At 75.2% G+C, this 24,472-nt stretch carries 22 protein-coding genes and 1 pseudogene; 11 read left to right on the top strand and 12 right to left on the bottom strand.

All coding sequences use genetic code 11. From position 1 onward, the window contains the following. Positions 1–6: 6 nt before the first annotated feature. A complete protein-coding gene (locus tag KPL60_RS03630; RefSeq protein WP_226364893.1) occupies positions 7–1,032 on the top strand; it encodes a DUF4185 domain-containing protein in 1,026 nt (341 codons plus the stop codon). Positions 1,033–1,114: 82 nt separating this feature from the next. Next, on the top strand, positions 1,115–1,456 hold the full coding sequence (locus KPL60_RS03625) for a hypothetical protein (protein WP_226357461.1): 342 nt from the start codon (positions 1,115–1,117) through the stop codon (positions 1,454–1,456). Here KPL60_RS03625 and KPL60_RS03620 read toward each other — a convergent pair. Beyond that, entirely contained in the window at positions 1,419–1,814 is a 396-nt protein-coding gene (locus KPL60_RS03620) for a hypothetical protein (protein WP_226357462.1), read from the bottom strand. The two genes, KPL60_RS03625 and KPL60_RS03620, sit on opposite strands and share 38 nt — an antisense overlap. Before the next feature lie 130 nt (positions 1,815–1,944). On the opposite strand from KPL60_RS03620, the gene KPL60_RS03615 reads away from it, so the two are divergent. Next, positions 1,945–2,619 carry a TVP38/TMEM64 family protein gene (locus KPL60_RS03615; protein ID WP_226364892.1) on the top strand — a complete coding sequence of 225 codons (675 nt, stop codon included), beginning with the start codon at positions 1,945–1,947 and terminating at the stop codon, positions 2,617–2,619. Positions 2,620–2,854: 235 nt separating this feature from the next. On the opposite strand, the pseudogene KPL60_RS03610 reads toward KPL60_RS03615, so the two are convergent. From KPL60_RS03610 to KPL60_RS03580, 7 genes and pseudogenes are all read right to left on the bottom strand, one after another. Beyond that, positions 2,855–3,100: pseudogene (locus KPL60_RS03610) on the bottom strand (epoxide hydrolase N-terminal domain-containing protein); the annotation flags it as partial. A 45-nt stretch (positions 3,101–3,145) separates the two neighbouring features. Next, entirely contained in the window at positions 3,146–3,943 is a 798-nt protein-coding gene (locus KPL60_RS03605) for a molybdenum storage protein subunit alpha (RefSeq protein ID WP_226364891.1), read from the bottom strand. Continuing rightward, positions 3,940–4,767 (bottom strand): uridine kinase, encoded by an 828-nt coding sequence (locus KPL60_RS03600; protein ID WP_226364890.1) that lies wholly within the window; start codon positions 4,765–4,767, stop codon positions 3,940–3,942. The genes KPL60_RS03605 and KPL60_RS03600 overlap by 4 nt, the downstream gene beginning before the upstream one ends. A 470-nt stretch (positions 4,768–5,237) precedes the next feature. Beyond that, on the bottom strand, positions 5,238–6,035 hold the full coding sequence (locus tag KPL60_RS03595) for an ABC transporter ATP-binding protein (protein ID WP_226364889.1): 798 nt from the start codon (positions 6,033–6,035) through the stop codon (positions 5,238–5,240). Beyond that, positions 6,032–7,153 (bottom strand): iron ABC transporter permease, encoded by a 1,122-nt coding sequence (locus tag KPL60_RS03590; protein ID WP_226364888.1) that lies wholly within the window; start codon positions 7,151–7,153, stop codon positions 6,032–6,034. Before KPL60_RS03590 ends, KPL60_RS03595 begins: the two co-directional genes overlap by 4 nt. Beyond that, positions 7,150–8,346: an ABC transporter substrate-binding protein gene (locus KPL60_RS03585; protein WP_226364887.1), complete on the bottom strand. Its 1,197-nt coding sequence runs from the start codon at positions 8,344–8,346 to the stop codon at positions 7,150–7,152. Before KPL60_RS03585 ends, KPL60_RS03590 begins: the two co-directional genes overlap by 4 nt. Positions 8,347–8,369: 23 nt before the next feature. After that, positions 8,370–9,569, bottom strand: a complete 1,200-nt coding sequence (locus tag KPL60_RS03580; protein WP_226364886.1) for a cysteine desulfurase-like protein — start codon at positions 9,567–9,569, stop codon at positions 8,370–8,372. 108 nt (positions 9,570–9,677) lie between these two features. Here KPL60_RS03580 and KPL60_RS03575 point away from each other — a divergent pair, with 108 nt between their 5' ends. From KPL60_RS03575 to KPL60_RS03565, 3 genes are all read left to right on the top strand, one after another. Next, positions 9,678–10,994: an Ig-like domain-containing protein gene (locus KPL60_RS03575; protein WP_226364885.1), complete on the top strand. Its 1,317-nt coding sequence runs from the start codon at positions 9,678–9,680 to the stop codon at positions 10,992–10,994. Between the two features lie 96 nt (positions 10,995–11,090). Beyond that, positions 11,091–11,675, top strand: coding sequence for a TetR/AcrR family transcriptional regulator (locus tag KPL60_RS03570; RefSeq protein WP_226364884.1), 585 nt, complete (start codon positions 11,091–11,093; stop codon positions 11,673–11,675). Positions 11,676–11,758: 83 nt separating this feature from the next. Further along, complete coding sequence (locus tag KPL60_RS03565) at positions 11,759–13,201, top strand: MFS transporter (protein WP_226364883.1); 1,443 nt, start codon at positions 11,759–11,761, stop codon at positions 13,199–13,201. 18 nt (positions 13,202–13,219) lie between these two features. Here KPL60_RS03565 and KPL60_RS03560 read toward each other — a convergent pair whose 3' ends face one another. Further along, the gene (locus tag KPL60_RS03560) at positions 13,220–14,824 is read right to left on the bottom strand and encodes an AMP-binding protein (RefSeq protein WP_226364882.1); all 1,605 of its coding nucleotides are present in this window, start codon (positions 14,822–14,824) and stop codon (positions 13,220–13,222) included. Positions 14,825–15,474: 650 nt separating this feature from the next. On the opposite strand from KPL60_RS03560, the gene KPL60_RS03555 reads away from it, so the two are divergent. Next, positions 15,475–16,761 carry an acyl-CoA dehydrogenase family protein gene (locus KPL60_RS03555; protein ID WP_226350676.1) on the top strand — a complete coding sequence of 429 codons (1,287 nt, stop codon included), beginning with the start codon at positions 15,475–15,477 and terminating at the stop codon, positions 16,759–16,761. Positions 16,762–16,765: 4 nt separating this feature from the next. Here the strand turns inward: KPL60_RS03555 and KPL60_RS03550 are convergent, their stop codons facing one another. Both KPL60_RS03550 and KPL60_RS03545 read right to left on the bottom strand, forming a co-directional pair. Beyond that, positions 16,766–17,257 (bottom strand): MarR family winged helix-turn-helix transcriptional regulator, encoded by a 492-nt coding sequence (locus tag KPL60_RS03550; protein ID WP_226350675.1) that lies wholly within the window; start codon positions 17,255–17,257, stop codon positions 16,766–16,768. A gap of 109 nt (positions 17,258–17,366) precedes the next feature. After that, positions 17,367–18,137, bottom strand: a complete 771-nt coding sequence (locus KPL60_RS03545) for an enoyl-CoA hydratase-related protein (protein ID WP_226350674.1) — start codon at positions 18,135–18,137, stop codon at positions 17,367–17,369. 51 nt (positions 18,138–18,188) lie between these two features. Here KPL60_RS03545 and KPL60_RS03540 point away from each other — a divergent pair, with 51 nt between their 5' ends. The 3 genes from KPL60_RS03540 to KPL60_RS03530 all read left to right on the top strand — a co-directional run bounded on the left by KPL60_RS03540 (position 18,189) and on the right by KPL60_RS03530 (position 21,524). Then, complete coding sequence (locus KPL60_RS03540; protein WP_226364881.1) at positions 18,189–19,328, top strand: MBL fold metallo-hydrolase; 1,140 nt, start codon at positions 18,189–18,191, stop codon at positions 19,326–19,328. Between the two features lie 219 nt (positions 19,329–19,547). After that, positions 19,548–19,892: an Lsr2 family protein gene (locus KPL60_RS03535; RefSeq protein ID WP_226350672.1), complete on the top strand. Its 345-nt coding sequence runs from the start codon at positions 19,548–19,550 to the stop codon at positions 19,890–19,892. A gap of 96 nt (positions 19,893–19,988) precedes the next feature. After that, positions 19,989–21,524 carry an acyl-CoA synthetase gene (locus tag KPL60_RS03530; protein WP_226364880.1) on the top strand — a complete coding sequence of 512 codons (1,536 nt, stop codon included), beginning with the start codon at positions 19,989–19,991 and terminating at the stop codon, positions 21,522–21,524. Between the two features lie 39 nt (positions 21,525–21,563). Here the strand turns inward: KPL60_RS03530 and KPL60_RS03525 are convergent, their stop codons facing one another. After that, positions 21,564–22,805, bottom strand: coding sequence for an MFS transporter (locus KPL60_RS03525; protein WP_226350670.1), 1,242 nt, complete (start codon positions 22,803–22,805; stop codon positions 21,564–21,566). Between the two features lie 115 nt (positions 22,806–22,920). On the opposite strand from KPL60_RS03525, the gene KPL60_RS03520 reads away from it, so the two are divergent. After that, positions 22,921–24,432, top strand: coding sequence for a long-chain-fatty-acid--CoA ligase (locus KPL60_RS03520; protein WP_226366021.1), 1,512 nt, complete (start codon positions 22,921–22,923; stop codon positions 24,430–24,432). The last annotated feature ends 40 nt before the right edge of the window (positions 24,433–24,472 follow it).

The raw sequence follows: 24,472 nt of genomic DNA, 5'->3' as shown, positions 1-24,472 counted from the left end.
GCCGCCATGGCCGTCACGACCAAGATCGCAGACCTGACCGGGCCCGGGTACACCGACCGGTTCGGGATCGGCGGCACCGACCTCGGCATCCTCGCCACCGCCCCGGACGGGCGCCTGGTCGCCGTCTTCGGCGACACCTTCGACCGGGCCGGTGTCGGCGGGCCCGGCTGGCGCTCCCCGGTCGTGCTGTTCGCCGACCCCGACGACGTCCGGGGCGGCCTGCGCTGGACCGGCTCCGGCGGCGACGCGGCCGACTACGCCTGCCGGCTCGTCAGCAAACCGGCGACGAACTGGTTCCGGCTGCACCGCCGCGTCACCACGATCCTGCCCGCCGACGTCATCACCGTCGGCGACACGATGTACCTGCACGTCATGGCCAACAAGGGCCTCGGCAACGTGCTGTGGAGCGAGATCGTCGCCTCCCGCGACAACGGCGTCACCTGGCAGCGGACCGGCTGCGACTGGCCCGGCGACCACCACGACGGCCTGTTCCAGCAGCTGACCTGGTGCGACGGCGGCGACGGGTACGTCTACGCCTACACCACCGGCTTCCAGCGCCGCGACGGTCTGCTGCTGCACCGGGTGCCCGCCGACCGGATCACCGACCGCGACGCGTGGAAGCCGTGGGGCTTCGCCGGGGAGCGCTGGGACTGGGGCAACCCGCCGACGCTGACGCTGCCGGGCGCGTTCGGCGAGCTCAACCTGCGCCGGGTGCCCGGCCCGGACGGTCGCGAGCACCTGCTGCTCACCGTCTTCGACGCCGGGAACTACCGGATCGACACGCTGCTGCTCGACCGCCCGGACGCCGACCTGCACCGCGCCCCGCGGACCACCGTGCTGACCGGCTGCGGCTGGGACGACGAGGACCACGCCACCGGCCGCGTCGCGCAGCTCTACGGCGGCTACGTCGTCCCCGGCTCGACGCTCGACGACCTGCACCTGGTCGTCAGCCAGTGGAACACCACGACCAACTGGCCCTACCGCGCGATGCAGTTCCGGACGGACGTCACGGAGCTGCTGCGGACGGAGTAACCCCAGGTCCCGGCGTCATGAGAAGTGGGTATCTCCCGGCCGGGACCGCATCCGGACGGGGGCTCCGCTCGTAGGGCACTCCATGAGCTCGGAGCACGACGGGACGCGCCCCTTCACCGCGACGGTGGTCGTCGGCGGCTGTCCCCTCACCGCCGACGAGCTGCGCGTGCTGGCGCGGACGCTGCCCGAGCTGTCCCGGGTGCGGACCGCGCACCACGACGGCGAGCTGCTCCTGCAGGCGCGCCTCGACGACGTCGACGGTCCCGCCGCCGTGCGACGGCTGCGCCGCGCGGTGCCGCGGCTGCTGACCGGGTTCCCCGGTGTCGTCGTCGCGGCAGGCCCCGGGCCCGCGCCCCGGCCGTGGACGCCGTGGCGGCGCCCGGCCGTCAGCCCGGTTCCCGCTCCCCGGGCGGCAGGAGGCTGAAGTACCAGCGGCCCGCCTCCTCGGTGACCGACAGCGTCACCAGCACCGGGCCCGAGCGCACCTCGACCCGGTCCGGCCCGGTGGGCAGCACGGCAGGCGACCCGGCCGCCTGCAGGCGCTCGACGTAGTCGTCGACGAAACCGCGGTCCGGGGCGTCGAGCAGCAGCTCGTGCAGCCGGGCGCCGCCGCCGTCGGGGGTCCGCAGCGCGGCGCCGCCCCGTTCGTAGAGCGCGGCCCGGTCGTCGGCGCCGCGCTCCCCCGCCGCCGCGATCAGCGTGACCGTCCCGACGATCCACGCCCCGACGAACGCGACGGCGATCCACCCCAGCAGGGTGCGGGTGCGCGCAGGACGTCTCATCAGGCCGAGACTGTGTCATACCGGACACCGTCGTCCGCCGCACACCGGTCGCCGTTCACCGGTCCGTGCCGGTGTCCACCCGAACCCCGCGGGTACCCGCACTCGTAGACCCGGGTGGAGGTGGTCGACGGTGGCCCGATGGTGGCGGCCCGTGCTGCTGGTGACGCTGGTGGCCGCGGGCTCCGCGGTGCTGCTGGTCACCGGCTGGCCGACGGTCGAGGGCGTCCGCGCGACGACGTCGGCCGCGGGCTGGGCGGCACCGGTCCTGTTCACCCTGCTGTTCGTCGGGTTCACCCTGGTCCCCGCGCCCGCGACCGTGATGGGCATCGCCGCCGGGGTCCTGTTCGGCCTGCCCGTCGGCCTGGCGACGACGATGACCGCCGTCGCCGTGGGCTCGCTGATCGGCTTCGTGCTGTCGCGGACACTGGGCCGCGAGGTCGTCGCCGGCATCGGCAGCGCCCGCATCCGCCGTCTCGACGCGCGGCTGCGCCGGGGCGGGCTGTGGGCCGTCGCCGGGGGCAGGCTGCTGCCGGTGATCCCGTTCCCGGTGCTGAGCTACGCCTGCGGGCTGACCGCGATCCGGCTGCGCGACTACCTCGCGGGATCGGTGCTCGGGGTGGCCCCCTCGGCGGTGGCGTTCGTGACGATCGGCGCCTACGGCGGGGACCCGGGCTCGGTGCCGTTCGTGGCCGCCGTCGCCGGGCTGGTGCTGCTGACGGCCGCGGCACTCGTCGCGGGTCGGCGACGGCGGCGACGCACGGAGCCCGGTGCCGCTCCGCCGGTCCCGCCGGTCCCGGTGGGCTGAGGCCCGGCTGCCCGACCCCGCCCCGGCGCCGCCCGGGCTGCGCTCGCCGCCTCCCGGCCGCGCCGACATCGATCAGTACCTCAGCGCTGTCCTCCCGGCACGCGACCGCCCTGAGGTACTGATCGATCGCCGGAGCCGGGTCCGAGGGAGTGGGCGAACGCCCGGAGGTCGTCGAGGTGGACGGCCAGCCGTGCACCAGCAGCAGCGGGACGGCGTCGGTCCGCGTCGAGCGGCGGACCAGCGCGTGCACCCCGGCGTGGTCGGGGGTGTCGACGACGACGGAGTCCGCGGCCAGCCGCTCCTCCACCGCCCGCCAGTCGAAGCGGTGCCGCCAGTGGTCGGAGAGCGCGCGCAGGTGGTCGGGCGGGACGCCGTAGGACCACCCGGCGCCGGCCGGCACGTCGGGCCAGCGGGTGTCGTCGAGACGGGCGTGCAGGCGGTCGATCTCCGCCTGCGGGACGGGGAACGGGTTCGGTGCCACGACACGACCGTGGCACCGGACCCGGACGGATCCCGTCCTCGGAGGTCAGGCCGAGACGACGGTCCCGACGTGCTCCCCGGCGAGGGCCTTCGTCAGGTTCCCGGCGACGGTCCCGTTGACGATCCGCACCGACCGGACGTGGCGGGCGCGCTGCAGCGTGCGCAGCGCCTCCCGGTCGACCGGCAGGGTCCGGGCGGCGTCGGCGAGCAGGTCGGCCGCGGACGCCTCGCGCAGCACGGTGTCCCCGTCGAGCACGCCGTCGACGTCGCGGACGTAGGTCAGCGACGCCGCGCCCCACGCGTCGGCGAGCAGCAGCGCGCCGGTGTCGGTGCGGTGCGCCGGGATCTTCCCGGCCGCCGACGGCAGCTCGTGCACGCCGTAGGGCGGGTAGCCGTTGGTGACGGCGGCGTTCGACGCGGCCAGGTGCACCGGCAGCTGGTGGGCGACGGTGTCGTGCCCGAGGTAGGCGACGCCCTGCTCGGCGAGCAGCGCGGCGACCAGGTGCCCGTTCTGCTCGGCCTCACGGCCGGCGATCTCGGCGAGCGCACCGGTCGGCAGGCCCAGGTCGAGGCCGACGCCGAGCGCGTGCCGGGCGCGGATCCCGGCACCGGTGGCGATCAGCAGCGGGTCCCCGGAGATCGCGGCGCGCAGCTCCTCGACGAGCGGCAGCAGCACGTCGCGGCCGCGGTCGACGATCGAGCGGCCGCCGAGCACGACCACGCGCAGGCGGGGCAGCATCCGGATGACCGGCTGCTGCTGGTCGACGGGGCGGACCTGCTCGCGGTCGAGCAGGGTCTGGCGGGCCAGCGGGGACTCGACGTCCTTGGTGTGGGTGGTGCTCATCGGGCGTCTCCCGCGGTGATGATCGTGCCCACGTGCTCGCCGGCGAGCGCGCGGGTGAGGTTGCCGGGCTTGAGACCGTTGACGATCTGGATCGAGCGGACGTGCGTCGCGTGCCGCATGAGCTCCAGCACCGGGCGCTCGACGATCAGGTCGGGCAGGTCCCGCTCGATGAGCTCGTCGACGGTGATCTCGGGGATCAGGGTCGCCGACGGGTCGTTCTTCGGGTTCGCGGTGTAGAGACCGTCCTCGTCCTTGACGAAGATCATGTTCTTGCAGCCGTAGGTCTCGGCGACCAGGTAGCAGCCGGCGTCGGTGCGGTAGGGCGGGATGACGCCCTCGTCGGGCAGCGGCTGCCACATCGCGTACGGCGGCATGCCGGCGAAGATCGCCGCGCGGACCTCGGACAGCGACAGCGGCAGCGCGTCGAACCCGCCCCCGGCGACGACCGGCACCCCGTGCCGGGCCATCAGGTAGCCGAGCATGGTGGCGTTCTGCCCGGCGACGGCGCTGCCGACCGAGCTGAGCACGCCGGTGGGCAGGCCGAGCTCGGCGGCCAGGGAGTACGCGTGCCGGGCCCGGGTGCCGCCGCCGGTGCCGATCAGCAGCCGGTGCTCCGACCGGGCCTCCAGCAGCTCCTCGACGAGCGGGAACACCGCCTCGCGGCCGCGGTCCATGAAGCTCTGCCCGCCGACCTTGACCACGGACACGTCGGGCAGGACCCGGGTGTCGGGGGTCCGCTCGGTGGCCGCGGCGAGCTCCGGGTCGTCGAGCGACCGGGTCAGCAGCAGCGACTCGAGCTCGGCCGCGCTCGCGGCGTGCCTCATCGCATCTCCTCGTGTTCCGATGCGCGCGCCCGGACGGGCGGCGCGGTCCAGCGCGAACCTAGCGACTCCGGGTCGCGTCGTGCCCGGCGGCGCCACGGGCACCTCCGGCCGGGCTGCGGCACCGGCTCCGGGCGCCGCGCCGTCGGCGCGGCCGGTCGTGCACGACCGGCCCGCATACGCTGATCGCGACGCCGTCCGGGTGATCCATGCCACTGTCCGGCGCCCGTTCCGCAGCTCCGCCCTCTCCCGCACTCGGCCCCCGCACCCGCGGTGCACCCCCACCACGTGCGGCGCCGCACGGGTTCCGGTTCCGCCGCACACCCCCGGACGTGTGCGGTGCGCTCGGAACCTGTGCGGCGCGGGTCCGGTGGGGGCGGCGACCGCCCGGCGTCGAACCGGCCCGGCGCGGGCGGTGCGCCGGACGCGGGCGGGGCGGCCGAACGCGAGCGGGGCAGGGCGGCGCGGGTGTCTCAGGCGCGGAGGCGGAAGGTGCCGGTGGGCGCGTCGAAGGCCAGCTCGTCGGTGTCGAACGCCGCCCCCACCGCCCCGGAGGCGGCCAGCTCACCGGGCGTCCCCGTGTGCAGCGCGCCCGCGCCGTCGAGCAGCCAGGCCCGGTCCGCCAGACGCAGTGCCGGCTCCAGGTCGTGGGTGGACAACAGCACCGCGAGGTCCTGCTCCCCCGCCAGCCGGCGCAGCGTCCCCAGCAGCGCGACCCGGGAGGAGACGTCGAGGAACGCGCTCGGCTCGTCGAGCAGCAGCAGCGACGGCTGCTGGGCCAGTGCGCGAGCGACCATCATCCGCTGCCGCTCGCCGTCGGACATCCGGGCCAGCGGGCGTCCGGCCAGCGGGCCGGCGCGGACCGCGTCGATCGCGGCGTCGACGGCGGCCTCGTCGTCGGCGGTGAGCAGGCCGGTGGCGCCGGTGTGCGGCAGCCGCCCCAGCTCGACGACGTCGCGGCCGGTCAGCTGCCCCGGGTCCGGCCGGTCGGTCAGCACCACCCCGACCCGGCGGGCCCGCTCGGGCGGCCGCAGCCCCAGCAGGTCGGTGCCGTCGAGGGTCACCGCCCCGCCGAGCGCGGGCTGCAGCCCGGCGAGGGTCCGCAGCAGCGTGGACTTGCCCGCGCCGTTCGCCCCGAGCAGCACGGTCAGCTCGCCGCGGGCGGCGACGGCGTCCACCCCGGACAGCACCGGGCGCACCCGGCCACGGCGCAGCGCCCCGCCCTCGGCGTACCCGACGACGAGCCCGGACAGCACCAGCCCGGCGCTCACCAGGCCGAGCCCAGGCGTCGGGAGCGCAGCAGCACCGCGATCACGACCGGCGCCCCGACCAGCGAGGTCACCACGTTCAGCGGGATCACCGTGCCCAGCCCCGGCGGGTTCGCGACGATCGCGCAGGCCAGCCCGACCAGCGCCCCGGTCAGGGCGGTGGCCGGGACGAGCACCCGGTGCCGCGAGGTGCCGACCGCCATCCGCGCCAGGTGCGGCACGGCGATGCCGAGGAACCCGATCGGCCCGCAGAACGCGGTGACCGTCCCGGCGAGCACGGCGGCGACGAGCAGCACAACCACCCGTACCCGGGCGACGTCGACGCCGGCGGTGCGGGCGTAGTCGTCGCCGAGCAGCAGCCCGTCGAGCGGCTTGGCCAGCACGACCACCGCCAGCAGCCCCGCGGCGACGATCCCGCCGAGGACCGGCAGCTCGCCGCGGCCGACGCCGGACACCGAGCCGAGGCCCCACATCAGGTACTGCTGCGCGGTGCGCGGGTCGGTCCAGACCAGCAGCAGGCTGACCACCGAGGTGACCGCCGACCCCAGCATCACGCCGATCACGAGCAGCGCGGTGACGGACCGGGCGAACCGCGACAGGGCCAGCACCAGCGCGAGCACGGCGGCGGCACCGACCGCCGCGGCCGCGACGGTCGTGAGCCGCCCCCCGACGACCGGTGCGGCCCCGAGCCCGCCGGTGGCGAACGCGGCGGTCCCCGCGGCCGCGCCGAGCGTGGTCACCAGCGCGACGCCCAGCCCGGCCCCGGCGCTGACCCCGAGCACGTAGGGCTCGGCCAGCGGGTTGCGGAACAGGGTCTGGGTGAGCAGCCCCGCGGTGCCCAGCCCGACGCCGACGGCCGTCGCGGTCACCGCCCGCGGCACCCGCAGGTCGGTGACGAGCAGGTCGAGCCGGGCGTCGGGGGTGCCGATGCCGAGCAGCGCCGACAGCGTCCGGTCGAGCCCGATCACCACCGACCCGGTCGAGACGGCGAGGGCGAACAGCACGACGACCCCGGCGGCGAGCAGCGCCAGGACCAGCGGCGCCCGGCGTCCCGAGCGCTGCCCGGCCCGGTCCGGGGCCCGGGTCGCCGGAGCGGGCGACGCCGGTGCGGCCGGCCTCATCCGGCGGGCACCTGCCGGTAGTAGGTGAACGCGTGCCCGGGCAGGGCCTGCGGGTGCAGGATCGCGACGAGGTCGGCGAGGATCTCGTCCTGGTGGAGCGCGCCGCGCTCGTAGAGGGCGTTGCCGCCGTCGGCGGTGGTGGCCCGGTCGCGGGTCCACAGCTGCCCGCCGGGGCGGGCCGCGGCGAGCGAGGACAGCCGCGGGTCGAGCGTCGCGACGTCGGCGGTCGTGGCGAACGGGCCGTCGGCGAGCCAGACGCGGGCATCGCCGTCGTCGGCCAGCACCCGCTCCAGCGACTGCGCCTGGGTGCCGGTGCCGGGCATCCCGGCGCCCAGCCAGGTGGCGCCGGCGTCGCGGAACAGGATGCCCGCGGTCGACTCGGCGGCCGGGACGTTCCAGGTGCCCTGGTAGGGCTGCCCGGCGACGATCGGGGTCGGCGGCAGGCCGCGCACGCGACCGGCGAGGTCGGTGTAGCGGCCCGCGATGCCGTCGAAGACCTCCGCGGCGCGGGCGTCCTGCCCGGTCAGCGCACCGACGACCTTGATCCACTCGGCCTGGCCGAGCGGACCGGTCTCCAGGTAGTCCGCCCAGCCGACCACCGGGATGCCGGCGGCGGCCAGCGCCGGGAAGGCCGGGTCGTCGGTCCCCGCCGACAGCACGACCGGCGGCGCGGCGGCGACGACGGCCTCGGCGTCGATCGTGGAGTTCGGCGCGAAGTCGACGGCGGCACCGGAGTCGACGCGCGCCCGCACGGCCGGATCGGTGACCAGCGCGGCCCCGCCGACGCCGGTGATCCGGTCGAGCCCGCCCAGCTCGGCGATCATCGGCAGCTGGGTGGTCGAGCCGGCGAAGATCCCGCTCACCGGGGTGTGCACCACCGGGGCCCCGGCGAGCGCCGCGGGCAGCGCCGGGTCGCCCTGCCCGCAGCCGACGAGCACGACCGACTGCGGCTGCCCACCCGGGAAGGGCGTGCGGACGGTCAGGACCCGGTAGCCGTCGCCGCCGGTGATCGTGACGTTGGTGGCGTGGGTGAAGGCGACCGTGTCGTCCGGGGCGGACGCGGCGCCGGGCACGCAGTCCTGCGCCGCCGCGCCGGTCCCACCGGGGGCCGGCGGTGCCACGGCGGGTGCCGAGCACCCGGCGACGAGGGCCAGTGCGAGCAGGGCCGCGAGGACCCACCGAGGACGCGTCACCTGAACAGTCTCACATATGTGGATCAGGCCCCGACGAAGTCGGAGAGCCCGTCCAGGAGCCGGTCGACGTCGGCGTCGTCGGTGTAGCAGGCCAGCCCGATCCGCAGGGATCCGGTGTCCCCCAGGCCGAGCCGCCGCGAGCACTCCAGCGCGTAGAACGACGAGGCGGGCGCCGCGATCCGCCGCTGCGCCAGGTGCCGGTAGGCGTCGGCGGCGTCGCGGTCGTCGAAGGTCACCAGCAGGGTCGGGGTCCGCCGCGCCGCCCGGGAGCGCACCGTGACCCCGGGCAGGGCGGCGAGGTGGGTCTCGATGCGCTCGCGCAGCGGCCGCTCGTGCTCCTCCACCGCGGCCATCGACGCCTGCAGCCGCGCCCGGCGGTCCCCGGTCGCCGACGGGTCCAGGGCGGCGAGGAACTCGACGGCGGCGGTGGTCCCGGCGAGCAGCTCGTAGGGCAGGGTGCCGAGCTCGAAGCGCTCGGGCACGGCGTCGCTCGACGGTGCCAGCTTCGCCGGGTGCAGGGTCTCCAGCAGCGCCGGGTCGGCGGCGAGCACCCCGCAGTGCGGGCCGAGGAACTTGTAGGGCGAGCAGGCGTAGAAGTCGGCGCCGATCGCGGCGACGTCGATCGGGGCGTGCGCGGTCAGGTGCACGCCGTCGACCATGAACAGTGCCCCGGCGGCGTGCACGGCGGCGGCGATCGCGGGCAGGTCGGGGCGGGTCCCGACCAGGTTCGACGCCCCGGTCACCGCGACGAGCCGGGTGCGGTCGGACAGCAGCGGCGTCACGTCGTCGAGCTCGGTGGTGGCGGGGTCGAAGTCGAGCCACCGCACCGTCACGCCGGCCGCCTGCGCCGCGGTCACCCAGGGGCGGATGTTCGCGTCGTGGTCGAGGCGGGTCACGACGATCTCGTCGCCCGGCGACCAGGTCGCGGCCAGCGTGCGGGCGAGGTCGAAGGTCAGCGCGGTCATGCTGCGCCCGAACACGATCCCGCGCGGGTCCGCGCCGAGCAGGTCGGCCGTCGCGGCGCGGGCGCCGAGCACGATCGCGTCGGCGGCGCGCTCACCGCTGGTGACCGTCCCGCGGTTGGCCAGCGGGGAGGTCATGGCGGCGGCCACCGCCCCGGCGACGGCGTCGGGGACCTGGGAGCCGCCGGGCCCGTCGAAGTGGGCGATCCCGGCGCGCAGGGCGGGGAAACGGCTGCGGACGGCGGCGACGTCGTAGCTCATGGCCGGAACCCTGTCACGACGGCGCCCCGGACGCGCCCGGGCAACGATCACATGTCGTCGGGGTGTCGTACCGCCCGTGTGGGTGACACGCGGGCCATGATCCTCGGCATGTCGAGGTCCTGGGAGCACTCGCGCGGGCGCCACACCCCACGCCGGCGGCGGCGCTCGGTGCACCGTCGCACCTGGGCGGTGCTCGCCATCTCGCTGGTCGCGCTGGTGGCGCTGCTCGCGGGCGGGACCGCCGCGATGGCGGGCGGCCGGATCGGCGACGGCGACGGCTCGCTGGCCCGCAACCTCGCGGGCGCCGTCGACCGCCTCCGTCCGGCGCCGGCCGTGCCGCCCGCGCCCCCGGTCCCCGAGGTCCTCACCAGCGTCCCGGCCGGCGGTGCCCCGGTCGCCCCGCGCAGCCCGGTCCGCACCGAGGTCAGCACCGGGACCCTCGACGGGGTCGCGCTCACCGCCGACTCCGATGACGGGCCGGTCACCGTCGCGGGCACCCTGTCCCCCGACGGCCGCAGCTGGACCGCCACGGAGCCGCTGGACCTCGCCACCACCTACCACTGGTCGGGCAGCTGGGTGCTGGGCCCGCAGGACCGGCGCCCGGTGCCCGCGGCCCCGTTCACCACCGTCGACCCCGACGACACCGTCGACGCCACCATGAACATCCGCGACGGCGGCGAGGTCGGCATCGGCGCCCCGGTCGTGCTCACCTTCGGCGAGAAGCTCCCCGACGCCGCGAAGGCCACCGTCGAGCGGGCGCTGAGCGTCACCGCGTCGCGGAAGGTCGAGGGCGCCTGGGCGTGGCTGCCCGACACCGCCGAGGGCTCGCGGGTGCACTACCGCCCGAAGGCCTACTGGCCCGCGCACACGCAGGTCCACGTGCGGGGCGCGCTGCGCGGACTCGACCTGGGCGACGGCACCTTCATGACGAAGGACCTGGACCGGACCTTCACCGTGGGGCGCAGCCAGATCGTGAAGGCCGACACCCGCAGCCACGCGATCGTCGTCGTCCGCGACGGCAGGGAGGTCGCCCGCTACGACGCCTCCTACGGCCTGGAGTCCGACCCGCGCCGGGTGACCCGCTCCGGCATCCACGTGGTCATGGCCAAGTCGGAGAAGGTGCTGATGAGCAACCCCGACTACGGCTACGTCGACGAGCCCCAGTTCTGGGCGGTCCGGATCTCCAACAACGGCGAGTTCATCCACGCCAACCCCGCGTCGTCGTGGGCACAGGGCAACCGCAACGTCAGCCACGGCTGCGTCAACCTGTCCACCCGCGACGCCAAGGAGTTCTTCGCGAGCGCCGTGTTCGGCGACCCGGTCGAGGTGACCGGCAGCTCGCAGCCGCTGACCGCCCGCGACGGCGACCTGTACGACTGGACGATCCCCTGGGACGAGTGGCGCTCGCTCAGCGCGCTGTCCTGACCGCACCCCCGTCCTCGGTGGTCCGCCCGCCGGGGACTCCTCCGCACCGAACCGGACCGTCTGGTCCGGGACCGATCGGTCCGGTATCGTGGCCCCATGGCTCGCACCCCCGCCCCGGGCACCCGGGAGCGCATCCTCACCACCGCGTCGCGCCTGTTCTACGCACACGGGGTCCGCGCGATCGGGATGAACCAGATCATCGCCGAGGCGGGCACCGGGAAGAACCTGCTCTACCAGCACTTCACCACCAAGGACGACCTGGTCGCCGACTACCTGACCCGGGTCCGCGAGCGCCGCTCGGACGCGGTCCACCGGGCCCTCGACGCCGCGGGCGACGACCCGCGCGCACGGCTGGTGGCCCTCGTCGCCGAGATCGGGGACCTGGTGACCCGCACGGGCTCCCGGGGCTGCGCCTTCCGGAACTACCTCGTCGAGTTCCCCGACGACGGCATCGCCGGGGACACCCCGGCCGCGGTCGCCCGGGGGCACCTGGCCGACGTCCGGGCGATCGTCGAGCGGCTCGTCGGCGAGCTCGGGGCCGACGACCCCGACCGGCTCACCGGGGAGCTCTGCCTGATCACCGACGGGCTGTTCATGCAGGCCGCCCACCGCGATCCGGCCGACGTCCGGCGTGGCGCCGACGCCGCCGTGGCGCTCACCCGCCGCCTCGTCGGCGCCTGACCATCCGCTGAACCACTCGCCGTACCACCCCGCACTGTCCGCACGTCACCCCGGACCGATCGGTCCGCTTCGAGAGGACGACCATGCCCGCCCCCAGACCCGGTGTCGTCCTGCTCATCACGTCGGCGGCGGCGTTCCTGTCCAGCCTCGACCTGTTCATCGTCAACATCGCCTTCCCCGACATCCGTGCCGCGTTCCCGGGCACCGACCTCGGGCAGATGTCGTGGATCCTCAACGGATACACGGTGGTGTTCGCGGCGTTCCTCGCCCTCGCCGGGCGGCTGGCCGACCGCGTCGGCCACAAGCGGATCTTCCTGGTCGGCCTCGCCGTGTTCACGCTCGCGTCGGCCGCCTGCGCGATGGCGCCGAGCGTGTGGTCGCTGGTCGCCGCACGGACGGTCCAGGCCGTGGGCGCGGCCCTCGTCATGCCCACCTCGCTGTCGCTGCTGCTCACCGCCCACCCGCCCGAGCGCCGCAGCCGGGCCGTCGGAGCCTGGGCCTCGATCGGGGCCGTCGCCGCGGCGCTGGGACCTCCCCTGGGCGGGCTGCTCGTGCAGGCGTCGTGGCACTGGGTGTTCCTGGTCAACGTCCCGGTGGGGGTCGTGGCGCTGGTGGCCGGGGCACGGGCGCTGCGCGAGTCCGACCTCGAACGCACCGGGATGCCCGACCTGCTCGGCGCCCTGGCACTGGTCATGGGCATCGGCGCGCTCGCCTGGGCCCTCGTCCGCGTCCCCGACCGGGGCTGGCTCTCCACCGAGGTGCTCGCCGCCGCCGGGGTCGCGGTCCTCGGCCTCGTCGCCGTCGTCGTGCGGTCGCGGCGGCACGCGGTCCCGGCCCTGGACCTCGCGGTCGTCCGGGTGCCGTCCGTGGGGTTCGCCGCGCTGACGATGGTCGCGTTCACCTGTGGTTTCGCCGGCATGCTCGTCGTGAACGTCCTCTACCTGACCGGAACCTGGGGCTGGACGGCGCAGGCCGCGGGCCTGGCGCTCGCGCCGGGGCCGATGGTCGTGGTGGTCGTCTCGCGGCTCGCCGGGCGGCTCGCGGCGCGGATCGGGGTCGGTCCGACGGCGGGGCTCGGCGCCCTGTCCTTCGCGGCCGGGCCCCTCTGGTGGCTGGCCCACCTCGGCCTCACCCCCGACTACGCCGTCGGCATGCTCCCCGGACAGCTGCTGACCGGGCTCGGGGTCGGGCTGATCCTGCCCACGTTCTCCTCCGTCGTCGGCTCCGCCCTGCCCGCCTCGCAGTGGGGCTCGGGGTCGTCGCTGATCAACACCGCCCGCCAGGTCGGGTCGGTGCTGGGGGTCGCCCTGCTCGTCTCGGTGATCGGCGCACACACCACCGGTCTGCCATCGGAGTTCGGCGCGGTCCGGGCCGGGTGGGTGCTCCTGGCCGGGTCGGCCGGCGTCGCCGCGCTGCTGGCGCTCGTACTCGCCGTCGCCGAACGGCGGCCGGCGCCGGTCGTCGACGGCGGGGTCCCCGGCCTGACGCCGGTACGCCCGGGCGCGGAGGGCGCCGGCGCACCCTGACCCGTCACCGCCGCCCGGTCACCGGATCCGGCGCTCCTGCCCGGCCCACGCCTCGTCGCGCAGCACGAACTTCTGGATCTTCCCGGTGGAGGTCTTCGGCAGCTCGGCGAAGGTGACCCGCTTGGGCGCCTTGAACCGCGCCAGCCGCCCGCGCACGTGCTCGACGATCTCGTCCTCGGTGGCGCTCTCGCCCTCGCGCAGGGTCACCCAGGCGGCCGGGACCTCGCCCCACCGCTCGTCGGGGACGGCGATCACCGCGACCTCCAGCACGGCCGGGTGGTCGGCGATGGCCTGCTCCACCTCGACGCTGGCGATGTTCTCCCCACCGGAGATGATCACGTCCTTGGAGCGGTCGCGGAGCTCGACGTAGCCGTCGGGGTGCATGACGCCGATGTCGCCGGTCCGGAACCAGCCGTCCGGCGCGGCGTCGCGGGTGGCCTGCTCGTCGTCGAGGTAGCCGAGCATGACGTTGTTGCCGCGCAACGCGATCTGGCCGGTCGTCTCCCCGTCGGCGGGGACGTCGGCGCCGTCGTCGTCGATCACCCGGACGGCGCAGGCGATCATGTTCCCGACGCCCTGGCGGGCCTTCATCCGGGCCCGGGCGTCGGCGTCGAGGTCGTTCCACTCCGGACGCCAGTCGCAGATCATCGCCGGGCCGAAGGTCTCGGTGAGCCCGTAGAGGTGGGTCACCTCGAACCCGAGCTCGGCCATCCGGCGCAGGATCGCTGGGCTCGGCGGTGCTCCCCCGGTCGCGACGGCCACCGGGGTCTCCACCGGCCCGGCCTCCGGCGCGTAGGCGATCATCGACAGCACGGTGGGGGCGCCGTTGAGGTGGGTGACGCCCTGGTCGCGCACGAGCTCCCAGATCCGGGACGGCTCGACCTTCGGCAGGCAGACGTGGGTCGCGGCGGCCGCGGTGACCGCCCAGGGGAAGCACCAGCCGTTGCAGTGGAACATCGGCAGCGTCCACAGGTGCACCGACGACGCGGTCAGCCCGGTGTGGCCGACCATCGCCAGCGCCTGCAGGTAGGCGCCCCGGTGGTGGTACATCACGCCCTTCGGGTTCCCGGTGGTCCCGGACGTGTAGTTGATCGACAGCAGGCCGCGCTCGTCGGCGGGCCGCACCGCGGTGGGCTCCCCCTCCTCGACGAGGCGCTCGTAGTCCGGGCCGACCCGCACCGTGTGCGGCGGGGTGTCGAGGCGGGCGAGGACCTCGTCGACGAGGTCGTCGAACACCGGGTCGGCCACCAGCACCGAGGCGCGGGAGTGCTCCAGGATGTAGGCGACCTCGCCCGCCGACAGCCGGGTGTTGACCGCGACCAGCGCCGTCCCCGACCACGGGACCGCGTGCGCCGCCTCCAGCCCGACGTGGGTGTTCGGCACGAGGACCGCGACCGGGCGCCCGTCGTGCAGCGCGGCGAGCGATCCCGCCAGGCGCCGGCAGCGGTCGCGGAACTCGGTGTAGGTGAACCGCAGGTCGCCGTCGACGACCGCGACCCGGTCGCCGTGCGCCGCCGCGGCCCGGTCGAGGAACGCCGTGGGGGTCAGCGGCTCGTAGGACAGGTCCACCAGGTCGGCCGGGACACCCGCCGGGTGGACGGGGACGGGAGCCTCGTCGGTCATCCCCCGAGCCTCCCCGGCAGCGCCCGGGCACGCAATCGCCCCGCCCACCCGGAGATCCGCCGCCCGCCCGGGGCCACTGCCTGCCCGGGGGGGCCACCGTCCGCCCGGGGGGCACCGTCGGCCCGGGGGGCACCGTCCGCCCGGGGGGGACCGTCGGCGCGGTGACTCGCAGCCCGCGCGCGATGTGCAGCCTGCGCGGTGATCCGCGCCCACACAGTGATCCGCTTCCCGCGCGGTGATCCACCGTCCGCGCGGTGATCCGCTCCGCGCGTGCGTCCGGACACGCGCGGGCCGCGGATCTCCGCGCGCACTGTCGACCACCGGTTCGGCCGACCACCGACCACCGGCCCCGCCGATCACCGCACCGTCGGCTACCGGCACCACCGACTGTCGGCACCGTCGGCTGCCAGCACCGCCCGACCACGGGCACCGTCGACCACCGACCACCGGCACCACCGACCACCGGCACCACCGACTATCGGCACCGTCGGCTACCGGCACCGCCCGACCACGGGCACCACCGACCACCGACACATGGCACCGTCGGCTACCGGCACCGTCGACCACCGGCTCGGCGGCGGCCCTGTCCCCGTCGTGGCGGGCTGGGTTACGTTCGCAGTGGCAACGAGGCTCGTCGGGAGGCGGACGCAATGGCGTGGGACTTCAGCACCGATCCGGAGTTCGAGGAGAAGCTGAAGTGGATGCGCGGCTTCGTCCGCGACGAGATCATCCCGCTGGAGACCCTCGACCTGGACCGGGAGACCTTCGCCCGGATCACCGCCCCGCTCAAGGAGCAGGTCAAGGAGCAGGGTCTGTGGGCGGCGCACCTGCCCCCGGAGCTCGGCGGCGGCGGGTTCGGCCAGGTCTCCCTCGGGCTGATGCACGAGATCCTCGGCCAGTGCCGCTACGCGCCGGGGGTGTTCGGCAACCAGGCCCCCGACTCGGGCAACGCCGAGCTGCTCGCGATCGGCGGGTCGCCGGAGCAGAAGGAACGCTGGATGCACCCGCTGCTGCGCGGTGAGCTGCGGTCCTGCTTCTCGATGACCGAGCCCGGCGCCGGCGCGGACCCGACGATGCTGTCCACCCGGGCCGTGCGCGACGGCGACGACTACGTCATCAACGGTCACAAGTGGTTCTCCTCGAACGCCACCGGCTCGGACTTCCTGATCGCGATGGTGGTGACCGACCCGGACGCGCCGCCGTACCAGCGGGCCTCGATGATCGTCGTCCCGACCGACACCCCGGGCCTCGACGTCGCCCGCGACATCCCGGTGATGGACCACCCCGACGTCGGCGGCGAGATCTACGGCGGCCACGCCGAGGTGTTCTACCGCGACGTCCGGGTACCGGCGACGAACCTCGTCGGCAACCCCGGCGACGGGTTCCGGCTCGCCCAGCAGCGGCTCGGCCCGGGGCGCATCCATCACGCGATGCGCTGGCTGGGCCAGTCCCGGCGGGCGTTCGACATGCTCTGCGAGCGCGCGGTGTCGCGGACGGCGAGCGGCACGCGGCTCGCCGACAAGCAGATGGTGCAGGACATGATCGCGCAGTCGGCGGCGGACATGGCCGCGGCGCGACTGCTGACCCTGCACGCGGCGTGGACGATGGACCAGGTCGGCGCCTCGAACGCCCGGATCGAGATCGGGATGATCAAGTACTGGGGCGCGAAGGTGCTGCACGACGTGATCGACCGTGCGATCCAGGTGCACGGCTCGCTGGGCTTCTCCGGGGACCTGCCGCTGGAGCAGATGTACCGGGCGGCCCGGGCCGCGCGCATCTACGACGGTCCCGACGAGGTGCACAAGGAGTCCGTCGCGCGGCGCATCCTGCGCGGCTACACCCCGGTGGAGGTCCCCACCGAGCACGTCCCGACCCGCACCGAGGCCGCGCGCCGCAAGTTCGCGGAGTACCTGGACACCGCGGCGGCGAACGCCTGATGCCTCAGGCCGGCGTGGACTTCCGCGCCGGCCCGGAGGCGAGGTCGGCGCGGTAGTCCGCGACCAGCGCGTTCATCGCGGTGAGGAAGCGGGCCGCGGCGGCGAGCTCGTCGTCGTCGAAGCCGGCGAGCACGGCGTCCATCCGGGCACCGAGCGGGCCGAAGAACGCCCCGCCGACCTCGGCGGCGTTCTCGGCCTGGCGCAGGGTCACCCGCCGCCGGTCGGTGGACTCGCGGCTGCGGCGCACGTGGCCGGCGCGCTCCAGGCGGTCGACGAGCGCGGTCGTCGCACCGGTGGACAGCCCGAGCCGGGCACCGAGGACGCCCGGGGTGAGCGGTTCGCCCGCGGAGTCCGCGCGCATCACAGCGAGCAGCGCGTGCAGATCCGTGGGGTGCAGCCGGTGCCGCCCGGCGAACTCCTGGCCGAGCAGCTCGGCCTCGCCCGCGTAGTCCTGCAGCAGCGCGACCAGGTCCTCACGTCGCGTCCGGGCAGGCATGCCGACGAGCCTAGTCGCGTGCGGCGACATACCGGGCGCGGGTCAGCGCTCCGGCCGGCGCGGCGGCGTACCGGGCGGGGGTCCGGCGCGGCGGCGTACCGGGGCCGGGTCAGCGCCCCGTCCAGCGCGGCGGGCGCTTCTCCAGGAAGGCCGCGATCCCCTCGGTCTTGTCCGCGGACCGGTCGATCGCCGCCGAGGCGATCTCGGTGGCGTTCCAGCCGCGCTCGTCCGGCTCGGACACCACACGTTCCAGCGCGCGCAGCGACACCGACACCGCCAGCGGCGAGTTCTCGCACACCGCGGCCGCGAGCGCCAGCGCCGCCGCCTCCGCCCCGCCCGGCTCGACGAGCTCGGAGACCAGGCCCAGGGTGTACGCGCGCTCGGCGTCCAGCGGGCGCCCGGTGACCAGCAGCTGCTTGGCGATGTTGAGCGGCAGCGGCCGCGGCGCCCGGAACAGCGCCCCGCAGTTCGCGACCAGGCCACGGGCGACCTCGGGCAGCCCGAACCGCGCCGTCGTCGACGCGACGACCATGTCGCAGGCCAGCACGATCTCGAACCCGCCGCCGTAGGCGACGCCCTCGACGGCCGCGATCAGCGGGCGCCGCCGGTCCCGCCGGACGACGCCGTAGTTGCCGCCGCGCGGCGTCGGCCCGCCGGAGCCCGCGGCCAGGTCGGTGCCCGCGCTGAACGCCGTCGCGTCCCCGGCGAGCACGCCGCACCACAGGTCCGGGTCGTCGTCGAGGGTGTTGAGCGCCTCGTCGAGCCCGGCCGTCATCGCCGCGTCGACGGCGTTGCGCTTGTCCGGCCGCGTCATCCGGATCAGGAGCACGTGTCCGTGCCGCTCGGTGGTCACCCGTGTCCCCGTCATGCCGTCCGTCACGATCGTGACTGTAGGTGGGGAGCGGGCCCGGGCGTTCGTACTGTGGTGATCGTGTCCCGCAGCAAGCGCGTCCCGACCGCGGCCGTCCTGTCCGTCCCGCTCGCCCTGACCGGGGCCCTCGCCGCGCTCGGCGTGCACGTGCGCCGCAACATGGGGGCCCGCGCGGGCGAGCTCCACCGGATCGCCTCCGGGTCGCCGAACGCCGTCGACGGCGTGTTCGCCAACACCGAGCCGGGTCTGCCGCGGGCCAAGGCCTCGGCCCGGATGATCCTGAACATGCTGGTGGGCCGCCGGTCCGAGGGCGTCGCGCCGGCCACGGTGCCGCTCGCGCCGCTGCGGACCCCCGACGCGCCCGCCGGGCTGGCGGTGACCTGGCTGGGCCACGCCGGGGTGCTGCTGGAGATCGACGGCCGACGGGTACTGGCCGACCCGGTCTGGTCGGAGTACGCCTCCCCCGTGCCGCGCTTCGGGCCGCGCCGCCTGCACCCGCCGGTCGGGCCGCTGTCCGCGCTGGGGTCCCCGGACGTCGTCGTGATCAGCCACGACCACTACGACCACCTCGACCGCCCGACGGTCACCGCGCTGGCCCGCGACACCTCCGCGGTGTTCGTCGGCCCGCTCGGGGTGGGCGCGCACCTGCGGGCCTGGGGCGTGCCCGGGCACCGGGTCGTCGAGCGCGACTGGGAGGGCGTGGTGACCGTCGCCGGGCTGGAGCTGACCTGCCTGGAGACCCGGCACTTCTCCGGACGCGGGCTGCGCCGCAACACGACGCTGTGGGCCGCCTGGAAGGTCGCCGGGCCGCGGCACACCGCCTACCTGGGCGGGGACACCGGCGCCACCCGGGCGCACGCGCGCACCGGGGCCGCGCACGGCCCGTTCGACCTGACGGTGCTGCCGATCGGCGCCTACGCCGACCTGTGGCCCGACATCCACGCCGACCCGGAGCAGGCCGTCGCCGCGCACCGCGAGCTGGGCGGCCGGGTGCTGCTGCCGATCCACTGGGCGACGTTCAACCTGGGCTTCCACCCGTGGGACGAGCCCGCCGAGCGGGCCCGCAAGGCCGCCGCCGACCAGGACGTGGTCCTGGCCCTGCCGCGCCCGGGCGAGCGGATCGACCTGACCGGCGTCACGACCGTCGACGACGCCCGCGCCGCGGTTCCCACCGAACCGTGGTGGCCGACCGCGCGCTGATTCGCGTCACGTTCACCGCTGACCCTTTTCGCCCATTCCCGTCGCCCGGACGCCGTATCCCCCGACCCGAAACGACGGCGCCGGACTATTTCCGGGTAGGGGTTCGACAGGTCGGTTCGGCATCCTTTATCGTTCTGCCCGAAGAATCGGTTCCGGCTCCGACCGGGCGATTCCCGTCTCCGGCCGATCCGGTGATTCCCCCGTGGAAGGAATGACGACGTGGCGCAGCAGACGACCATCACACTGGTCGACGACCTCGACGGCACCGAGGCCGACGAGCAGGTGGAGTTCTCCGTCGACGGCCGCGCCTACGAGATCGACCTGTCCACCAAGAATGCCGAGAAGCTGCGGGAATCGTTGGCGCCCTACGTCGCGGCCGCCCGTCGCGGGTCCGGTCGGCGCAGTCCCGCTTCCGGCGCCTCGTCGTCGAACGGTTCCAGCGCCTCGGAACGCGCCGCGAACCGCGCCGTGCGGGAATGGGCGGTGGCCCAGGGCATGAAGATCTCCGAGCGCGGGCGTATCCCGTCCTCGGTTCTCGAGGCCTATCAGAACGCGCACTCCTGACCGCTGCCGCCGCCGGGGTCGCCCCGGATGGCAGGATCGGGCCGACGAGAGACGTGCGCCGGGCGATCCGCGGCGCGCCCCGACGGAGAGGCCCCGATGTACCCAGGCACGCATGCCGCGACGACCCCCGACAAGCCGGCCGTGATCATGGGGGGCTCGGGCGCGACCCTGACCTTCCGTGAGCTGGAGGAGGGGTCCGCCCGGCTCGCGAACCACCTGCGTGCGGCCGGTCTGCAGCGGGGCGACGTCGTCGCGCTCGTCGCGGAGAACACCGCGCGGGTCTACGAGGTGTACTGGGCCGCCCAGCGGTCGGGGCTCTACATCACCGCGGTGAACCACCACCTGTCCGCGCCCGAGGCGGCCTACATCGTGCGGGACTGCGGCGCGAAGGCGCTCGTCGTCTCCGCCGGTGTCGCCGGTCTGGCCGCGGCGATCGAGGACCACGTCGACACCCCGGTGCGGCTGGCCTTCGGGGGCGAGATCCCCGGTGCGTCGCGTTACGCCGACTACGACGAGACCCTCGCCGCGGTGTCCGCCGAGCCGCCGGCCGACCAGCCGCGCGGCGCGGACATGCTCTACTCCTCGGGCACCACCGGCCGCCCCAAGGGCATCAAGCCGACGCTGCCCGACCGGCAGGTCGACGAGCCGGGCGACACCTACCAGGCCCTGTTCGGGTCGATGTACGGCTTCGACACCGACACCGTCTACCTGAACCCGGCCCCGCTCTACCACGCCGCGCCGCTGCGGTTCACCGCCACGGTGCAGGCGCTCGGGGGCACCGTCGTGGTGATGGAGCGCTTCGACCCCGAGAAGGCGCTGGCGCTGATCCAGAAGTACTCGGTCACCCACTCGCAGTGGGTGCCGACGATGTTCGTGCGGATGCTCAAGCTCCCGGAGTCCGTCCGCGCCTCCTACGACGTGTCCTCGATGCGGGTCGCGATCCACGCGGCCGCGCCGTGCCCGGTGGACGTCAAGCAGGCGATGATCGACTGGTGGGGCCCGGTCCTGCACGAGTACTACGCCGCGACCGAGTCCAACGGCATCACCTTCATCGACTCGGCGCAGTGGAGCGAGCGTCCCGGCTCGGTCGGGCGCGCCGGGCTCGGCACCATCCGGATCGCCGACGACACCGGCGCCGTCCTGGCCCCGGGCGAGATCGGGACGGTCTACTTCGAGCGCGACGTCCGGCCGTTCGAGTACCACAACGACCCGGGCAAGACCCTCGCCGCGACCCACCCCGAGCACGAGAACTGGACCACCACCGGGGACCTGGGCTACCTCGACGAGGACGGCTACCTCTTCCTCACCGACCGCAAGGCGTTCATGATCATCTCGGGCGGGGTGAACATCTACCCGCAGGAGGTCGAGGACGCCCTCGCGCTGCACCCGAAGGTGCTCGACGTCGCCGTCATCGGGGTGCCCGACGACGAGATGGGCGAGAAGGTCAAGGCCGTCGTCCAGCCCCCGGAGGGCGTCGACGCCGGCCCGGAGCTGGAGCGCGAGCTGATCGACTTCGTGCGGGAGCGGATCGCGCGCTACAAGGCGCCGTCGTCGGTGGACTTCACCGACTTCCTGCCGCGCACCCCCACCGGCAAGCTGGTCAAGCGGGAGCTGCGCGACCGCTACGTGTGACCACGCCACTCCCCCGCGTCGCCCGCGGCGCGGGGGAGGTCAGGTGGCCCGGCGGGCGTAGCGGGCGCGGGTCCAGGCGGCGACCAGCGCCAGCGGCACCGAGGCCACCAGGGCGGCGGCGAACAGCGGGGCGAAACGCCCGGCGTCGGCCAGCGGGGCACCCAGCGTGGTCCCGGCCGAGCTGCCCAGGAACAGCAGCGTCGCGAACAGCGCGACGGCGGTCGCGCGGGCCTGCGGGACGACCTCGGTCGCCCAGGTCTGCAGGGTCGAGTGCAGGAACGCCCACGCCCCACCCAGGCAGAGCCCGGCCGCGGCGACCGTCACCGGGTGCACGACGACCAGCGGGAACACCCAGGCGACGACGAGGAACCCGCCGCCGGTGCCGGCCAGCGCGGCCGGGCGCAGGCGCCCGACCAGGCGTCGCACGACCCGGGAGAACAGCACCGCGCCGACGCCGTAGCCCCCGGCGGCGAGCCCGGCCAGCGCGGCGGAGCTGCCCCCGGCCTGCAGCGACGGGGCCAGGTAGGTCAGCACCCCGAGCACGACGGCGCCCTCGACGAAGGCGAGCGCCAGCACCAGCCGCGCCCAGCCGTTCCCGGCGACCGCGGCCAGCGGGCGGAGCACCGCGTCGACGATCCCGCGCGAGGTGGTGCGGGCGCCGTCGGGTTCGGGCAGCGCCCGCAGCGCGACGAACAGCACCGCGCAGCCGGCCGCCGTCGTCCCGAGGACGACGCGCCACCCGGCCAGGTCGGCGAGCAGTCCCGCCCCGGCCGTGGCGACGGCGGTGCCGAGCGCGGTCGCGGCGAGCAGGTCCGACAGCGGCCGCTGCCGGACCGCGGCGGGCCAGGTGTCACCGACGTAGACCAGCGCCGCCGGGATCAGCGCCGCCGTGCACGCGCCGGTGACGACCCGGGCGACGACCAGCACCGCCAGCGTCGGGGCCAGCACCGAGGCGACCCCGCCCAGCACCGCGCCGACCAGGGCCAGGCGCATCACCCGGACCCGGCCGATCCGGTCGGACAGCACCCCCCACACGACCTGCATGAGGCCGTAGGCGAGGAAGTAGCCCCCGGCCGCACCGGCCGCCGCGGCCAGCGGCGCCGAGAACGACGCGGCGATCGGCACCAGCAGCGGCGCGATCGCGAACCGGTCGACGGTGCTCGTCAGCGACGCCAGCTGCAGCAGCCGGAGCCGCCGGGTGCCGTCGGGGACGGCACCGCCGGGGTCGGCTCCGTCGGGGTCGGCTCCGTCGGGGTCGGCTCCGTCGGGGGTCGTGCTCACCGGCGTCACCCTGCACGGCGGGCCGTGATCTTGCCCCACCGGGGTGAGCGGGACCACAGTGGCGGGGCAGTCGAGGCTCGGGAGGCCACCGGTGGGCACGATCACGGGACACGGGATGACCGCGGCGGACGTCGTCGCGCGGCACGCACGGACCACACCGGACGGGCCGGCGCTGGCCGACCCGCGGACGTCGCGGACCTGGGCGCAGCTCGACGACCGGGTGTCCCGGCTGGCGACCGTGCTCGCCGACCGGGGGGTCGACCGCGGGGACCGGGTCGCGGTGCTCGGGCTCAACTCCGTCGAGCTCGTCGAGAGCTACCTGGCGGTGCTGCGTCGCGGCGCGATCTGCGTGCCGCTGAACTTCCGGCTGACCGCGGGCGAGGTCGCGTTCCAGCTGACCGACTGCACCCCGGTGGCGGTGCTGTGCGACGACGCCTTCGCCGCCACGGTGGAGTCGGCGCGGGAGCAGGCCCCGTCGGTGCGGACGGTGCTCACTCTCGGCGACGGGTTCGACGCACTGCTCGCCGGGACCGGTCCCGGCGACTGGGGCGACGACGTCGCCGACGACGAGCCCGCCTACATCATGTACACCTCGGGCACGACCGGCCGTCCGAAGGGCGCGGTGCTGACCCACCGCAACCTGATGCTGCACGCGTTCCTGTCGATCACACACCTGGGCACCGCGGGCGACGACCGGGTCTCGATGTCGGGGGCGCCGCTGTTCCACATCGCCGGGCTGTCCGGGATGCTCCCGACCCTGATCGCGGGCGGCCGGGTGATCATCCCGCCGTCGGGCGGCTTCGACCCGGTCGCGACGGTCGACACCCTGGAGCGGGAGCGGGTGTCGTCGTGCTTCTTCGTCCCGGCGCAGTGGCAGGCGATCTGCGCCGTGCCCGGCATCGCGCAGCGGGACCTGTCGGCGCTGCGCCGGATCACCTGGGGTGCCGCTCCCGCGTCGACGACGCTGATCCGCACCATGATCGACACGTTCCCGGAGGCCATGGTGGTCACCGCGTTCGGGCAGACCGAGTGCAGCCCGGTCACCTGCGCGCTGCGCGGCGAGGACTCGGTGCGCAAGATCGGCTCGGTGGGGACGCCGATGGTCGGCGTCGAGGTGCGGGTGGTCGACGCGGAGATGAACGACGTGCCGCGCGGCGAGGTCGGCGAGATCGTCTACCGCGGTCCGACCGTGATGCGGGAGTACTGGGGCCGCCCGGAGGCGACGGCCGAGGCGTTCCGCGGCGGCTGGTTCCACTCCGGTGACCTGGTGCGCGAGGACCCGGACGGCTTCTACTACGTCGTCGACCGCGCCAAGGACATGATCATCTCCGGCGGGGAGAACGTGTACAGCGCCGAGGTCGAGGAGGTGCTGGCCGCGCACCCGGGCGTCGCCGACGTCGCGGTCGTCGGAGTGCCCGACCCGCGCTGGGGCGAGACCCCGCTCGCCGTGGTCGTGCCCGCCGACCCCGCGGCCCCGCCGGACCTGGACACGCTCACCGCGTGGTGCGCCGACCGGCTGGCCCGCTACAAGCAGCCGAGCCGGCTCGCACTGGTGGAGGCGTTGCCCCGCAACCCGTCGGGCAAGGTGCTCAAGACCGAGCTGCGCCGCGTCCACGGGTCCGTGTGAGACGAACCCGCTCGCGTCGGCGGCGGTGGGACGCCTAGCG

Source organism: Pseudonocardia sp. ICBG162, from assembly GCF_020496225.1.
GTDB classification, from domain to species: domain Bacteria; phylum Actinomycetota; class Actinomycetes; order Mycobacteriales; family Pseudonocardiaceae; genus Pseudonocardia; species Pseudonocardia alni.
Note: the sequence above shows the minus strand (reverse complement) of the source record. Positions and strands in the feature narration are given on the sequence as shown.